This is a genomic window from Peribacillus sp. P4_B1 (genome assembly GCF_056402395.1).
The window spans coordinates 1-15,002 of the sequence record NZ_JBFUHM010000022.1 but is presented as its reverse complement, the minus strand read 5'-3'; the positions used below and the strand labels follow the sequence as shown (position 1 = coordinate 15,002).

Annotated in this window: 15 protein-coding genes and 1 pseudogene; 2 read left to right on the top strand and 14 right to left on the bottom strand. The window is 39.9% G+C overall.

Annotated elements, in window-relative coordinates; translation table 11 throughout:
- Positions 1-85: 85 nt before the first annotated feature.
- The 3 genes from AC1DVK_RS14220 to AC1DVK_RS14210 form a co-directional block, all read right to left on the bottom strand.
- The gene (locus tag AC1DVK_RS14220) at positions 86-1,852 is read right to left on the bottom strand and encodes an ATP-binding protein (protein ID WP_477626747.1); all 1,767 of its coding nucleotides are present in this window, start codon (positions 1,850-1,852) and stop codon (positions 86-88) included.
- Positions 1,853-1,866: 14 nt separating this feature from the next.
- Complete coding sequence (locus tag AC1DVK_RS14215) at positions 1,867-2,109, bottom strand: YozE family protein (protein WP_061463589.1); 243 nt, start codon at positions 2,107-2,109, stop codon at positions 1,867-1,869.
- A 410-nt stretch (positions 2,110-2,519) separates the two neighbouring features.
- Positions 2,520-2,735, bottom strand: a complete 216-nt coding sequence (locus AC1DVK_RS14210) for a hypothetical protein (protein ID WP_477626746.1) — start codon at positions 2,733-2,735, stop codon at positions 2,520-2,522.
- Between the two features lie 73 nt (positions 2,736-2,808).
- Between AC1DVK_RS14210 and AC1DVK_RS14205 the strand changes: the two genes are divergently transcribed.
- Complete coding sequence (locus AC1DVK_RS14205; RefSeq protein WP_477626745.1) at positions 2,809-2,964, top strand: hypothetical protein; 156 nt, start codon at positions 2,809-2,811, stop codon at positions 2,962-2,964.
- Positions 2,965-3,189: 225 nt separating this feature from the next.
- On the opposite strand, the gene AC1DVK_RS14200 is transcribed toward AC1DVK_RS14205, so the two are convergent.
- From AC1DVK_RS14200 to qoxA, 5 genes are all read right to left on the bottom strand, one after another.
- Complete coding sequence (locus tag AC1DVK_RS14200) at positions 3,190-3,498, bottom strand: hypothetical protein (RefSeq protein WP_477626744.1); 309 nt, start codon at positions 3,496-3,498, stop codon at positions 3,190-3,192.
- Between the two features lie 346 nt (positions 3,499-3,844).
- The gene (gene qoxD / locus AC1DVK_RS14195) at positions 3,845-4,132 is read right to left on the bottom strand and encodes a cytochrome aa3 quinol oxidase subunit IV (protein ID WP_089364036.1); all 288 of its coding nucleotides are present in this window, start codon (positions 4,130-4,132) and stop codon (positions 3,845-3,847) included.
- Positions 4,133-4,134: 2 nt separating this feature from the next.
- On the bottom strand, positions 4,135-4,731 hold the full coding sequence (qoxC, locus tag AC1DVK_RS14190; RefSeq protein WP_061463593.1) for a cytochrome aa3 quinol oxidase subunit III: 597 nt from the start codon (positions 4,729-4,731) through the stop codon (positions 4,135-4,137).
- On the bottom strand, positions 4,722-6,677 hold the full coding sequence (gene qoxB / locus AC1DVK_RS14185; RefSeq protein ID WP_061463594.1) for a cytochrome aa3 quinol oxidase subunit I: 1,956 nt from the start codon (positions 6,675-6,677) through the stop codon (positions 4,722-4,724). The genes qoxC and qoxB overlap by 10 nt, the downstream gene beginning before the upstream one ends.
- A 50-nt stretch (positions 6,678-6,727) precedes the next feature.
- Entirely contained in the window at positions 6,728-7,669 is a 942-nt protein-coding gene (gene qoxA / locus AC1DVK_RS14180) for a cytochrome aa3 quinol oxidase subunit II (protein ID WP_318686430.1), read from the bottom strand.
- Between the two features lie 202 nt (positions 7,670-7,871).
- Between qoxA and AC1DVK_RS14175 the strand changes: the two are divergent.
- A pseudogene (locus AC1DVK_RS14175) lies at positions 7,872-8,853 on the top strand (amino acid permease); the annotation flags it as partial.
- 210 nt (positions 8,854-9,063) lie between these two features.
- Here AC1DVK_RS14175 and AC1DVK_RS14170 read toward each other — a convergent pair.
- The 6 genes from AC1DVK_RS14170 to AC1DVK_RS14145 form a co-directional block, all read right to left on the bottom strand.
- The gene (locus AC1DVK_RS14170) at positions 9,064-9,345 is read right to left on the bottom strand and encodes a YokU family protein (RefSeq protein WP_089364039.1); all 282 of its coding nucleotides are present in this window, start codon (positions 9,343-9,345) and stop codon (positions 9,064-9,066) included.
- 1 nt (position 9,346) lies between these two features.
- Positions 9,347-10,750, bottom strand: coding sequence for a lysine 2,3-aminomutase (gene kamA / locus AC1DVK_RS14165; RefSeq protein WP_410860951.1), 1,404 nt, complete (start codon positions 10,748-10,750; stop codon positions 9,347-9,349).
- Between the two features lie 119 nt (positions 10,751-10,869).
- Complete coding sequence (locus AC1DVK_RS14160) at positions 10,870-12,255, bottom strand: sigma-54 interaction domain-containing protein (protein WP_410860952.1); 1,386 nt, start codon at positions 12,253-12,255, stop codon at positions 10,870-10,872.
- Between the two features lie 82 nt (positions 12,256-12,337).
- Positions 12,338-13,186, bottom strand: coding sequence for a putative beta-lysine N-acetyltransferase (gene ablB / locus AC1DVK_RS14155; protein ID WP_477626743.1), 849 nt, complete (start codon positions 13,184-13,186; stop codon positions 12,338-12,340).
- An 80-nt stretch (positions 13,187-13,266) separates the two neighbouring features.
- Positions 13,267-14,538, bottom strand: a complete 1,272-nt coding sequence (locus tag AC1DVK_RS14150) for a peptidase (RefSeq protein WP_410860955.1) — start codon at positions 14,536-14,538, stop codon at positions 13,267-13,269.
- Positions 14,539-14,547: 9 nt separating this feature from the next.
- A partial coding sequence (locus AC1DVK_RS14145; protein ID WP_477626742.1) for a CoA-transferase occupies positions 14,548-15,002 on the bottom strand: 455 nt, incomplete at its 5' end.

Here is a 15,002-nt window from a genome sequence, read left to right as displayed (position 1 = left end):
TGCTCATTTAGATAAGTAACTTGCCATTTTATTAAAGAGGAATGAAAAACCCTGTACATTATTTTACTACAACCAAAAAGCCGTCTCATTTTATGAGACGGTTCGTAGTAGGGATTATGAGCGTCACTTTCGTTCCTTCGTCGTAAACGCTCTCAATTTGGAATCTCCCTTTTAATTCCTCCATTATCTGGATGCAGGTCGCTACACCTAAGCCGTTTCCATCAGGTTTAGTGGTATAAAAGGGCATGCCGATTTTTTTAAAATTCTCGGGACTGATGCCTTTTCCATCATCTCTGATCATTAATTTTACATATTGGGACACGGCAGTCAGGAGTAGTTCAATCTGGCCTTTTGCTTCGATAGCTTCAGAAGAATTATTCAGGACATTCAAGAGGACCTGTCTTAACCGGTTTTTGTCTGAATAAACAAAGACGGATTGTGTCACTCCATTAATTAATTTTACAGGAGAACTAGGAATTGAAGAAGTATAGGTATCTATAATTTCATCAAGGAAATCTTTTAAATCTATTTTCTCCCATTCTAATTGATGAGGTTTAGCCAAATCAAGAAGTTGTGTCACGAATACATTGACCCGATCCACTTCATGCAGCATGACATCACTATATTTTTCTATTAATGTTTTATCATGATCCTGGCTCTTCAATAGTTGGAAAAAGCCCTTTATTGTCGTAAGCGGGTTCCTGATTTCATGGGCGACCCCGGCAGCAAGCTGGCCAACATATTTTAATTTTTCTGTACGGACGATTTCCTTTTCACGATCTTCTATCGTTTCCATCATTCTTAGAAAGGCGAGATTCAATTTTTCCATTTCTTCGAAGCTTCTTTTATGGGAAACGACGAATTCCTTCCCTTCAATGAAATCTTCAGTCGCTTCGACAAGATCTTGAACTGGACGCACAAGAGTCTTTGTAAGTAAATAGACTGCCAGAATGATAGAAACAAATACGATGCTGTATATGGTCAGATACCGTGATAAAAGGTCATTCAAAGGCTGAAACACCTGTTTCTTATCTGCACCAACAACAACAAACCACTTATTCTCCGTTTGTGCTATCGTATGGACAGGCTGGATAGAATGGATTTTTTCCCCATTCTCTGCACTGTACAATTCATCCGATAACGAAGCTTCCATCAGTTGTTCCTTCGTTAATCCCATTTCCTCCAAGGCTGAATCCTGAATGACGCCATGTGGTTTTTTTTTCGAAATCATGGTACCGTCCTGATTAATCATGAAAAAGTCCACTGGGTATTTATCGCTAATTTCATTAGCCTTTTTCTCCATCATCTCCCAAAGCCCTTCCAATCGGAAAGCTGGAGACACAACACCGGTCATCTTCCCTGTACTATCATATACCGGCGCACTTAAAGCAATTATGGGTTCTGAGTAAGCCTGGGTTTTATATACGTCAGAAAGGAACTCATGACCTTCTTTGGCCTCTTTGAACCATATTCTCTTCGCGAGGTTATCCCCTATCATTTTATTGGAGGTATCTGCAATGACATTGCCTTCCATATCCAAATGCAAGACACCGTAATAATTTCCTTTTGCATCGATAAACTTTTTTAGTTCAACTGACTTCTCTTCTTTTGAAGAGTCAGGATTGATGATTACCGAATTCGTACTCATTAACTTCACATCACTGATCCGTTCATTCAAATAGCTATATGCTTCATTTACAATATTCATCGAACCTGCATTCAAGGCATTTTTTGCTTCCTTTTCCAGCAGGGACCGTTGTGATTCATAGGATATGATTCCCAATATCAGAACAGGAACACTTGCTATAAGTAAAGAATAAAGCAAAATTCGGGTTTGAAGGCTTTTAAGCATCCTTCCGATCCTCCCTATTCCTGATCTCCCAATAGGAGTCCTTCTTCTATTTGGACATATTGTTCCCATGCATGATCGAATACTGACATACTTTCGAGATAGTCTGCATTCAATTCTAAATAACTGCTCACTTCATTATAATCAGTCGATTGTTTTGGAAAGCCATGATCCTGATAGGCATGATTGGCAAATTTAGTGATTGAATCAATTTCCTTTGGTTGTCGAAATTTCATTAAATATAAATAAAATGGTCTCATAATGTCGAGCCCCCCTAAAATAACTATGATTTCTGCTTTAATATATCGGAAACTTTCGCTTCCGTCCACTTTTTTAGAAATCGGTTTGGTTTTTTCTTCCTCAATTTATAAAAATATACGATTTTTCTACAATAACCGCATTCGATATAAGCTGAAAATACAATATAAATATCCTTCTCATTCCTTATTAATTCCATCCTTGTAAAGACGGGAAATTTTTTGTACTCATTCACGCTTTAGCCTTTATGTTCATCATTAAAAGCATGGTCATTCATGCCGCATAATGGGCGGTATTGCTTCAAATATTCAATGACCCGATTGTTTACTTTTAGTGATTGGGAAAATCCCCTTCATCAAAGATAGAAAAAGCGATTTACGCTTTTTCTGCCTAAAATGAGGGGATTGGTAATTTATCCTTTATTCTGAAGACTGTTTTCACATACTTTGTTGCTATTTACCAGGTAGTGAGTTGTGGTTGATTTCCCCTCCAGATGCTCGCTTTCCTTGGTGCGGGCGGTGAGCCTCCTCGGCGTAAACGCCTGTGGGGTCTCACCTGTCCCGCTGCTCCCGCAGGAGTCTCGCACTTCCGCTCCAATCAACCTTAAATAGTTTCGTTTTAAAAACAACAATCTTTACGAAAAGAGCCATTCTAAAAGTCAAAGTAGTTAAGTTTCAACAGCCATTTCATGTTCATTACGCATGTTCTGGGTTAGTCACGTAATTTTCCCGTCGATGCATTCGTTCCTTTCACAATATCCAACAAAAACGGTGCTGCGAAATTTTGAAGGTGCGATAACAACATATACTGAGCATTATACTCCTGGACTTGCGGATGATTATTGGGGTATATCCTGATATGGAAGATAAACGATCAGATAATTCGGCTGCAGTGTGATTTCCCCTCTCCCCCTGGAGCATCAACACGAATGTAGGGACACCGTTTTTTATTGTAAGTATGGGATGTGTGTCTTATCTAAAGAAAACATGCGAAAAGAAGCCAAAAGACACACGGTTGTTCAACTGATTCCTTTTGCTAGCACCATCTGTTACTTTAATGAACAAAAAGAACTTAGCTTTTGTTTAACTTACTTTATAAGTGAGTACATATAAATTAAAAGGCAAGTATAGAATAATCATCTCTACTTGCCTTCCAATTGGACCTATTGTTAGTTTTTCCATATTATTTATTGCTTTTATTTGCTGTAATAAATCCAGTCTTTTCACTATCGCCTTACACCTACACATTTTTTTGATATTGAGGTTCTTACGATTAGTATGAAGAACATATAACTCACGAGTAGGATTTTCACGATGAAGTTCTTGATAAGCTTTCATTGCATCTGGAGAAATAGTAATTTCTTTTTGATACCCTTTCCCCACATCAAACACCTTGCTATTACTTTTCCCCAGGCACTATCAGTGGCTATTTCCCCCAGCAAATCGCTTGTTTCTGTCACTAAAGACCCCCATTAGTTAGATTCCATAAGCAAAACATTAAATACATATACTTAAATAACAATGCATCCATTAGAGTAGAGTGTATTATTTAATTTGAATAGCGAGAATGTTTAAACGTTGGAAATAACCTTAAAAGGGAATTACAAAAGCCATCCCCCTTTATCAGCAGTTATATTGTGATAGTGCATTCTAAACTTTTCCCTATTCATGGCTCATTGTCCCTATTTCCAACTTCAATTACTCTTCATTCACCTTCTGTTTTCCAAACTGTTTCATATCAATAACTCCAACCCCAGATCATACATAATATTGTACCCAAGACAGTAATTAGAGCTAGGAATATAGCGCAATATAGAGTCATAAAAATTGATTTGCTATCATCAGTTTCTCGAGCGTGCATAAACACAACTAGTTGAACAGCTGCTTGTATGAATGCTGTCAATATAAAAATCGTCATGCCTGTTGCTTTTGACATATTGAAAAAGTAAACCAAAAGGGCTACAACCGTCAAAATCAATGAAAATACAAAACCCCATACTTGTTTAGCCGGGAAAAATTCCTTCATGTTTATGTCATTCCTTTCATGTAGATAAAGGTGAAGATGAAGATCCAAACGATATCCAGGAAATGCCAGTAAAGAGAAAAAATGAAGGATTTATTGGCTGTTTCAGGTGTCAATCCGCGGTTTTTCACTTGAAGGATAATGAATGACCCCCAGAAAAGTCCTAATGTAACATGTGCTCCATGTGTCCCTAATGTTGTAAAGAGCATCGATGTAAATGCACTAGTTTGCAGTGTAGCTCCTTCGCGATAATAGGTAATGAACTCAGTAATTTCAAATCCTATGAATCCTACTCCAAGAAGAAGAGTGATTACGAAGAATGTCAACATGGCTTTCTTGTTGCCAAGTCGCATTGCATGAATTCCAAGCCCGATGACAAAGCTGCTTGTTAAGAGCAAAAATGTTTCAGCAAGTACTGGAGTGATTTCAAAAATTTCTGCTCCAATAGGACCGTTACCCGTACGATCAACTAATGTAAAATATGATGCAAAGAGTGTGCCAAAAAGCATAATTTCGGCTCCAAGGAAAATCCAGAAGCCTAAAATATTTAGACGATTTTGTTCCGTACTATATTCAAGAGGTTGCGAGTGATCTATTTCCATTTACTAACACCCCCAAATTTTGCTTCTGTCTCTTTAATTTCTTCAACAGAAATGTAATGCCCATGATCTATTTCGAATGAACGATAAGCCATGCAAACAAAGATACCGATTAACCCAATAATCGCAAGAAACCATATGCTGAATACTAACGCAAATCCAAAGACAAAGAAGATGCAGGACATGATAAACGGTCCGCCGGTGTTATTGGGCATATGAATTTTTTCATAGTCACCCTTGAATAATTCATGACCTTTATATTTAGCATCCCAAAACGTTTCCCTTGAGTTCACTTGTGGAATAATAGCAAAGTTATATTCTGGTACGGGGTTATGAGTAGCCCATTCAAGGGAACGTGCATCCCACGGATCATCACTAACATCTCTTGAAGCATGGCGAATGCTATAATAAATCGTATATACGATTAATACAAAACTGATTGCCATTAATGCTGTCCCGATAAACGAAATCATATTCAATGGTCCAAATCCAGTCGATTCAGAAAATGTGTACATACGACGTGCTTGACCATCTAAACCAGTGATATACATAGGGAAGAATGCTAAGCAAAAACCAATGGTTAGAAACCAGAACGCCCATTTCCCAATTCTTTCATTTAACATGAAACCAAACATTTTCGGCCAGTAGTAAGTACCGGCACCAAGCACAGCAAATACTACACCCGGAATAATGACATTGTGGAAGTGAGCTACTAAAAACATTGTATTATGGTATTGATAATCCGCCGCTGACATCGCAAGCATAACCCCGGTAACTCCGCCTATTGTGAAAAGAGGTATGAAACCTATTGAATAAAGCATAGGTACAGTAAATCTGATTCTACCTTTCCACATCGTGAACAACCAGTTAAAGATCTTGATTCCAGTCGGAATAGCAATTACCATCGTTGTAATCGAGAAAATACTATTAACATATGCTGCTTGCCCCATTGTAAAGAAATGGTGCGTCCAAACGAAGAATGAATATATAGAGATAAATACCATTGAAGCAACCATTGATCGATAGCCATATAGGTTACGTCGTGAAAAGGTTGGGATAATCTCACTAAAAAGACCAAATGCAGGCAAGATTAAGATATATACTTCAGGATGTCCCCAAACCCAGAACAGGTTAGCCCAAAGCATATCCATACCGCCATCAGTGATTGTGAAAAACTTGGTTGCGAATAGTCGATCCATTGTTCCCATGATCAGCGCCACTGTTAATACAGGGAATGCGAAAATGATAATAATGCTTGTGACTAAAGAAGACCATGTAAACATTGGCAGTTTCATTAATGTCATACCAGGTGCTCTCATTTTAAGAATGGTCGTCAAAAAGTTTATCCCCGTCATTAATGTGCCTATTCCGGCTATCTGAATACCAATCATATAATAATTCGTTCCAACATGCGGGCTAAATTCATTACCTGCAAGCGGGAAATAAGATGACCACCCTGCATCAGGAGAACCACCAATTACAAAAGAGATGTTGAATAGCATCGCACCCATAAAAAACAACCAGAAACTTATGGCATTTAGACGTGGGAATGCTACATCTCGGGCTCCAATTTGTAATGGCACTACGAAATTCATTAAGGCCATAATGTACGGCATCGCCATAAAGAGAATCATCACAACCCCGTGTGTTGAAAAAATTTCATTATAGTGCTGTGAATCTAATAATTTGTTATCCGGTACGGCAAGTTGCGCACGCATCATCACAGCATCTACTCCACCACGAAATAGCATCAACAACGCAGATATAAGATACATAATACCTATTCTTTTATGATCGACCGTTGTAAGCCAGCCACTCCATAAATGAAACCATTTTTTAAAGTGGGTTAAACCAACAATGATCAAGAGAACAGTAACACCAATGGCCACCATTGATGAGTAAATGACAGGACTAGGATTTGGTATAAGAAATCTAGAGAAAAAACCCATACTTTTGTGTTTCCTTTCTGAAACGATTTTTCTTGAGTTGGACTAAGAAATTATTCATGATTGTGTGCTGATTTTTCTTTACTATTACTTGACTTATGATCATGCTCCATATGTTCACCTTTTGAATTCGAGTTAGAGTCACTTGAACCATGATGATGTCCAGCATTTTCACCTTCTGGAGCTGGTGAGAAGCCTAAATGTGTTCCAGTAAACGTTAACTGTCCCTCATGACCCGGTTTTAATAATTCATTGAATCTTACTTCAGTAATAGGATTCGCAGTTTCTTTAACTTCCTTTACCCATTCATCAAACTTATCTTGAGATATCGCTTCGACGTGGAACGTATTTTCTGCGAATCCTTTCCCACTAAAGTTTGCATTTCGTCCCATCATTTCCCCTGATTCGTCCGCTGCTAAGTGTAATGTGGTCACCATGTTAGACATGGCATATTTTTGACCGCCAAGTTGTGGAATCCAGAAACTCGTGATAGGCCCGAATGAATAAAGTTTAAATTCAAGTGGTCGATTTGTTGGAATATACAAGTAGTTTATTGTCTCGATATCGTTTTCTGGATAACTAAAATGCCACTTCCAGTCAGATGACGAAGCGTAAATAACTAATGGATCTTGACCTTTGTACCCTTCCGGCGTGGCTTCCACTTTATTGTTGGAAATTACAGAAACAACGGAGAAGAAAATGACGATTAAAATTGGCACCCCCACAATAATCGATTCAACAACATGATTCCCTTCAATGTAGGGTGGTTCATAATCTTTAGGTAGTTTAGAGTCACGGTATTTCGCTAACACAAAGACTAAAATAGCACAAACAACAATAACAATAACCGTCATGATCGCAATTGATAGCCAAATCACATTTGCTTGCGTTTGGGCTTGAGGTCCTTTAGGATCTAAGACCGCTAATGATTCACAGCCAGAAAGCAGATTGACTATGGTAGAAAGAATAGCAAATAAAACCCATTTTGTTTTCATATATGTATCCTTTCATTTAAGATTTAAGATTTCATTTCTAAGTTATCCACAAAAAATGAAGTTATCCCAAAAAACGCGTATTAAGAATGGTAATTTCTCACAATTGCATTTTTAGGCGGGATAAATATGTATGAATTCAATAGAGAATGTTCAGAGAAACAGGTAATCTAAATACCTACTTGCTTTGAAAAGGAATTTGAATATGTGGGGAGTTACTGCATGGATTTTTTTTCCTAGTGGTCATAATAAGGGTAGTGAAGAAGAAAATTTAAAAAGGTGGCAATTGTCCTTAATAGGGGTTTGCTGCACTATTTGTACTGGATTTTTTTCGCAGCTATTGGAACCTATATTGTTAAAATGACGGCTGAAGATCCTCAAGTTGGATATTTCTGCTACTATGCAAACAAGCTTATGGGCGTTGGGTCATATTTAGCGCGGCTGGAACTATTGGAGTTCAAACATCCTCCTTATGGGTGGCCAATTAACGGCTCTTTCGACCTTATCAAGATTTTGGTTTCCAAATGTTCCTCTTTGGCTCTTTGCAGCTGGATACGCCATTCTCACGATTATTGTCGTTTTAATCGGCAATGAGGGTTTTATTTACTGACCGTTATCAAAACGGCGGCTATTATTATTTTATTATTCTTGCAGGGCTGCCGTGTCGGATGGATTCACGGGGATGTAAAACATGCTGGGTTGCCTAATTTTAGTCAATGAACTATTTCCCGAAAGGCTGGAAAGGTTTTTGGTCATTCTTAATCTATGACTTTTACGGTTATGGAGGAAGAAGTAATTGGACTTATGGCCATGAGACTTAAAAGGAAGGAAGATGCTCCCAAAGCGGTTATCATTATGTTAATAATACAAGTGGTGATTTATATCATTTCACTCCGACTTGCAGTTTATATGGCTGCACATGTGGCGTTTAATAAAAGGAAAGTCCTTTTGTAACGGCACTGGATAAATAACGCAACTATTATCTTAGCTGGTTTTTCAACGATGACCGTTTCATTTATTTGGGGTAACAACACTCCTTTTGAACCTCGCAGATGGCGGTGATTATTATCACTTCGTTGCTGTTACCTGGTAAGATTTACGAGAACATTACGACAGCCGCAGGGACCTTAATTTTGTTAATTAGCTTCATTATTATTTCTGCTCTTCGTATTTTGAAAATAAAAATTAGTTGTTTTATTAAAGAAATTTCAAAAGACCTCTCCAAAAGAGGCTTCTAAATAATCCATCTCAATTCACTTCAGAATTCCGCGTCACCACGGAAAGCCACCGCTACTAATGCCTTCACCGTTCGAGATGTGCACCCTATAGACCGCACCGCCGGGCGCACAGAAAAACCTCACCAAAAAAAGTAGATGAGGCAACTTCTAATTATTTTGTTATTCCCCAAAGTCAAAATAATTCCGCTTTAACACCCGCTTCATCTTCAATAACCCGTCATACGTCGTCTGTTTCCCTAACTGTTTCGTATCAATTAAAAACAGCTGGTCTTCAATCTCTTTAGTCGTTTCATCACTCTGAAATAGCGCATGGCAATTATCACAATGGAACGATGGCGTTTCATCAATTTCAACAGCCCTCGAACCATCCGGCAGTTCCCAATACACCGTCCCCTTTACCGATGCAAGCTTCCCTTTCTCACACCATGGACACGTCTCCATGCTATTCATCTCCCTTTGGAGTGCTCTTTTTTTGCTGTGCCTGGAATTTCTTTTCTTTTAACAGATCTCTCTTTTCACGCTGGTTTTTCAATGAAGCATGCTCTGGGTTGGTCCCATAATTTTCCCGTCGATTCATTCGCTTCAGTCCTTCAGGGACCAAATTAAATTGCTTGTCGTTCATCAAACCAGCAATTCCTATATCTGACCGTTTTTCTTCCATTTCAGGGTATATCCCTTTGAAATAATCATCTGCAAGCCCTGGTGTGTAGTGCTCAGGTTCGGGATATGTTGTAATCACTCCTTCAAAATTACGAAGCACTGTTTTTGTCGGTGATTGTGAAAGGATATAATTCGGTTGTAATGTGATTTTCCCGCCACCCCCTGGTGCATCGACAACAAAGGTTGGAACGGCATACCCGGATGTATGGCCACGTAGTCCCTCGATGATTTCAATCCCTTTTGATATGGGAGCCCTGAAATGACCGATGCCTTCCGATAGATCGCACTGATAAATATAGTATGGTCGAACCCGAATCTTGACAAGGTCATGCATCAGCTTTTTCATGATAGCGACACTGTCATTTATCCCCGCTAAAATAACGGCCTGATTACCCACAGGTACCCCTGCATCGGCAAGCATCTCACATGCTTTCTTTGACTCTTCGGTAATTTCGATCGAGGTATTGAAATGAGTATTCAGCCAAACCGGATGATACTTTTTTAAAATGGTACATAAATTTTCAGTGATTCTTTGAGGAAAAACAACCGGAGCCCGTGTACCTATCCTGATTATTTCAACATGAGGAATTTCCCTTAAATTTTTGAGGATATATTCAAGGATCGTATCATTGATCAATAATCCGTCACCGCCGGAAATAAGGACATCCCGAACTGCCGGTGTGTCACGTATATAACCGATTGCAGCGTCCAATTGTTTTTTGGGCACGCCCATTCCAATTTGGCCTGAAAAGCGTCTTCTCGTACAATAACGGCAGTACATGGAGCACTGATTCGTCACCAAAAAAAGGACACGATCCGGATATCTATGGGTCAGTCCCGGTACAGGGGAGTCCTCATCCTCATGAAGGGGGTCTTCCATGTCATATTTGGTTTTATGCATTTCTTCCGAGATGGGAACCGATTGCATTCTGATTGGACACCTTGGGTCATCTTTATTCATTAACGAAGCATAATATGGGGTGATATTCAATGGGATGGTTTTTATGGAAATCCTCACACCTTCCTCTTCATCCGGAGTCAGGTTTATCACCTTTTTCAAATCATCAACAGTTCGGATCGTATTCGTAAGCTGCCACAGCCAGTTGTTCCATTGTTCTTCGGTTACATCTTTCCAGAGCTCTATATCTTTCCAATTGCGATCTGGCTTATATAAGTCAAATAACATGGTTATACCTCCTGAGTTATGATAGTAGTATTAAATGCAAGAAGTGTGCCAAAATGACACCAAAATTCGAAGGCACCTAAAAAAAACCGGACAGCTGGCTGCATCCGGTTTTTTCAGATTCAAATATGTTTTTTTATTTTATATTGTAAGGTCTGCCTTGGAATCTGCAATAGCCTCGATGCCTGAAAAACATTTCCGTTCGTTTGAAGAAGTGCCTCAGTAATCAATTTTGTTTCCATTTCAATCATGGCCTCACGAAGGGGAATTATTTTTTCTGATGAGGAAGGGGAACCCTTTTTTAAAAACTGGGGCAGATCTTCCATGTTCAAAACATCCTTCTCAGTATGGTTCATCATGAATTCTATCGTATGTTTTAGCTCCCTTACGTTTCCAGGCCAATGATATTCCTGAAAAAAAACCTTTGCCTGCTCATCAATGCCCTTTATGGACAGTCCTAATTTACTGTTAAAAATTGATATGAAATGTTCTGTAAGAAGGGGTATGTCATCAGTCCGTTCCTTTAGCGGAGGCAGCTCGTAGCTCAATACGTTTAATCTGTAAAATAAATCTGGCCTCAGCCTGTTTTCCGATACCGCCTTTATAGGATTTATATTCATCGCTGCCATGATCCTGACATCCACCTGAACACTCTTTGTACCGCCTATCCTCCTTATGAACCCATCTTCAAGCACACGCAGAAGCTTTGCTTGCAAGTCAATCGGCATCGATTGCAATTCATCCAAAAACAAGGTTCCGCCGTTGGCTAATTCAAACAATCCCTGGCGTTCCATGGCACCAGTGTAACTTCCTTTAGCGGTACCGAATAGGAGAGATTCCAATAAATTTTCTGGCAAGGCAGCACAATTTTGCGCAATGAATGGTTCTTTGCTGCGGCTCGAATCCTTGTGGATGCTTTGAACAAAAAGCTCTTTTCCTACACCACTTTCCCCATAAACCAATACCGATGAAGAGGAGCGGGCAGCCTTTTTCCCTTGTGATATCAAACCTTTAAACCCCGTATCATTTGTCAGGATTTCAGTAAAAGAATACAATCGGCCGTTCCCAGGCGTTTTTTTTTCAGGACTTTTGATTGTCTTGAGCGARCTTTCCAGGTCAGCCAATCTTTCAGATAATTGCTTCAAGCTTGAATAATCCTTGGCAATTTCTATTGCACCTATCATAAACCCATCCACATATATGGGGAGCGTCGTATTTAGCGTCTCAATGATTCGCCCATGTGCATTTACATACGATTGACTATGGTTGTAGATTGGTTTTTCAGATTTAATGACCCGGAGTAATGTCGATGATTTGTGATTCAAAGAAGGAAAGGCTTCAAGCAACGGTTTTCCAAGCACCTCACTTCTTTTCATCCCATCATGATTGGCCGCCACTCCGTTATAAAAGATGGTCTGTCCTTTTGGATCTATCACATGAATGCCTTCATCAATGGTTTCTAATATCGCTTCCAACACTTCACTTGTATTAAAAAATTCACTTGGCAAGATATCCCTCCTCTAGACCTTATTCCTAGATGTATATGAGGAAATGCCAAAAACTTGTCATGAACCGCCTAAAAATGAGCATTCAAGTAAAATTTTTCACCCAAAGGTTCATGTCTTCCAGTTTATTGAATATATAACAATTATTGGCCAACCGTCCGCGGTACGAGTATCCATGCTGATGCAATGCAGCATTCATACCGAATGAGAGCGACCGGGCAATTGAATAGATACAAAAAATCCCATGCGAAATAAGATAGTCTTCTAGTGCGGAAATCAAGTGTTTCATCAAACCATACTGCCGATGTTCCGGCAATGTTGCACAATCAGTGATTTCCGCATTACGATAAAAAGAATCAATTTCTGCGGAAGCAGCACTGACGATTCTCCCTTCATGAACAAAAACATAAAAAACCGTTCCCTTTTCCATGCACTTTTTCACATATGACGGATCATTCATCGGAGTGGGATACACTTCGAAGACTTTCCCATACAATTGTGACAGCTGAAGTGCATCGGTAACTTCCGCCATACGGCCTTGATAAGCTGAAGGTGGATCATCTAGTCCGGTTTTTATCGGCAGACTCTGAATATCCGAGAGGATTTGATCTTCCTTTTCCCATTCTTCACTGTTTCGCCTTTCATTCCTCTTATATTTAACAAGGAAGAAACAATCGCTTCCCAAAAAGAATTTATCAATGCTTCCTTCATATAAAAAGCCCTGGGCAAGTAATTCCAGAACGTTTTCCTTGCGTGACTTGAAGATGATTTTCTCCGCTGACATACCTTTAGCTACCTTCAGAGACTCCTCTACGCATTCTTGAAAATGACCTAGATAATCATCAACCCTGACCCGCTTATTAAATTGGTCGATCGTGATATGTATTGTGCACCTTTGCTTTTGAATTCTTTTTTCAATCATTCCCGTCTCCATTTGTCTCACTCCTTTCACATCAATCGATCATTGTAAAAGAAGGCCTGACCCCTTCTAGAATCAGACCCCGGGGAAAATAATTATTGCGGTTCCACGCCACACCATTCAATTATGGTCAATGCGATGATTTCTGCAACCTCCATCATTTTATTCACTTCTATATATTCGTTGGAATCATGGGCCATTTTTGTTTCCCCTGGTCCAAATACAACTACGGGAGTCGAACCAACCCCTGAAAGATACCCTCCATCCGTCGCCCAAGGGGACGCTTCGACAAGCGGGGCTTCCCCCACCACTTTTTCATAGTATGTGCCAATGGTTTTCATAAGCGGATGATCCATTTCGAGATTGCCAGGGAGCCATCTGGCCCCAAACCATTCTAATTCAATAGGTTTTTCTTTGAACCATTCATCACTCTGGTTTAAAGCATCTATTCGCTGTATTAGTGATTTCTGTGCCTCTTCCATGGTCTCTTTAGGTGCGACACCGAATCTTCCTTCAAGTACGGCTATATCCGGCACGGAAGAAGGCCAATTCCCACTTTGAATGCTACCTATGTTGATCGGAATGGGGATGGGTACATTTTTATAGAGTGAATGACGGAGTGACTCATTCCGTTCTTGTTCAAGCCTCTTGATTTCTTTCATTACACTAACCGATTTATCAATTGCACTGACTCCTTCATACCTCGTGCCTCCATGTGCAGACTTGCCCTTTATTTTCAGTCGAAACCACATCGAACCTTGCTGTAAAGGAAATAGTTTCATATTGGTAGGCTCCGGAATGATTGCCCCATCAGCTTCGTACCCTCGGATGACTGCCGCAAGTGTACCGGCACCACCGCTTTCCTCCTCAATCACACTCTGAAAAATCAAATCCCCCTTTAATTGGATTCCAGATTCGACAATCGCTTCAATGGCTAGCAATAAAGAAACATTGCCGCCTTTCATATCTGTCGTTCCCCGCCCGAACACTTTTCCGTCCATTAACTTGCCGCTATACGGATCATCATGCCATGCTGCATGATCTCCTTCAGGAACTACATCAATATGGCCGTTTAAAATGAGGGATTTCCCCTTGCCGGTTCCTCTTTTAATAGCCACAAGGTTCGGATTCCCTTTAAAATCCCTGCGGTCACAATAAAAATGGGGATGTTTCCTTAATTGTTCATCCCCGATTTCCCATAGATCTATTTCAAGACCCAGTTGTCTGCACTTCTCGACCACTATGGCTTGTGCACTTCCTTCTTGCCCCCTTTTACTCGGTTCCTGAACCAGTTTTTGCAAAAGCTGAATCCCATTCGTCCTTGAATCATTCAACCATTTTCTTATTTTTTCCTCATACATATCCATTCTCCTCTCTCATTCTTTTAAAATATGGATGTTTTCTGAGACGGTAAACAAGGCTTCGGTCCGATTCCTGATTTCCTGAATACTGAACGGTTCAAATACATCAGTTAATAAAAGGCCTTCCGAATTTACAGAAAACACCCCTAGCTCAGTGATGATCATATGTACGCATTTCTTGGCGGTTAACGGCAACGTACATTTTTTGACTAATTTAGACATGCCCGCTTTATCGGTATGTTCCATTAAGACGATGACCTTTTTTGCCTTTGCAGCCAATTCCATGGCACCGCCCATGCCTGGCACCCGCTTTCCCGGGACAATCCAATTAGCGAGATCCCCCACTTCACTTACTTGAAGGGCTCCAAGAATCGTGATATCAACCCTGCCGCGCCGTATCATCCCAAATGCAACCGTACTGTCGCAGTAGGAAGCCCCCGCTCTAATGGTGATCGGCAGCCCCCCAGCAT

Coding starts and splice junctions, on each gene's coding strand:
- AC1DVK_RS14220 (WP_477626747.1), bottom strand. CDS start 1,852: ATGCTTAAAAGCCTTCAAACCCGAATTTTGCTTTATTCTTTACTTATA.
- AC1DVK_RS14215 (WP_061463589.1), bottom strand. CDS start 2,109: ATGAGACCATTTTATTTATATTTAATGAAATTTCGACAACCAAAGGAA.
- AC1DVK_RS14205 (WP_477626745.1), top strand. CDS start 2,809: ATGTTCTGGGTTAGTCACGTAATTTTCCCGTCGATGCATTCGTTCCTT.
- qoxD (WP_089364036.1), bottom strand. CDS start 4,132: ATGAAGGAATTTTTCCCGGCTAAACAAGTATGGGGTTTTGTATTTTCA.
- qoxC (WP_061463593.1), bottom strand. CDS start 4,731: ATGGAAATAGATCACTCGCAACCTCTTGAATATAGTACGGAACAAAAT.
- qoxB (WP_061463594.1), bottom strand. CDS start 6,677: ATGGGTTTTTTCTCTAGATTTCTTATACCAAATCCTAGTCCTGTCATT.
- qoxA (WP_318686430.1), bottom strand. CDS start 7,669: ATGAAAACAAAATGGGTTTTATTTGCTATTCTTTCTACCATAGTCAAT.
- AC1DVK_RS14170 (WP_089364039.1), bottom strand. CDS start 9,345: ATGGAGACGTGTCCATGGTGTGAGAAAGGGAAGCTTGCATCGGTAAAG.
- kamA (WP_410860951.1), bottom strand. CDS start 10,750: ATGTTATTTGACTTATATAAGCCAGATCGCAATTGGAAAGATATAGAG.
- ablB (WP_477626743.1), bottom strand. CDS start 13,186: ATGGAGACGGGAATGATTGAAAAAAGAATTCAAAAGCAAAGGTGCACA.
- AC1DVK_RS14150 (WP_410860955.1), bottom strand. CDS start 14,538: ATGGATATGTATGAGGAAAAAATAAGAAAATGGTTGAATGATTCAAGG.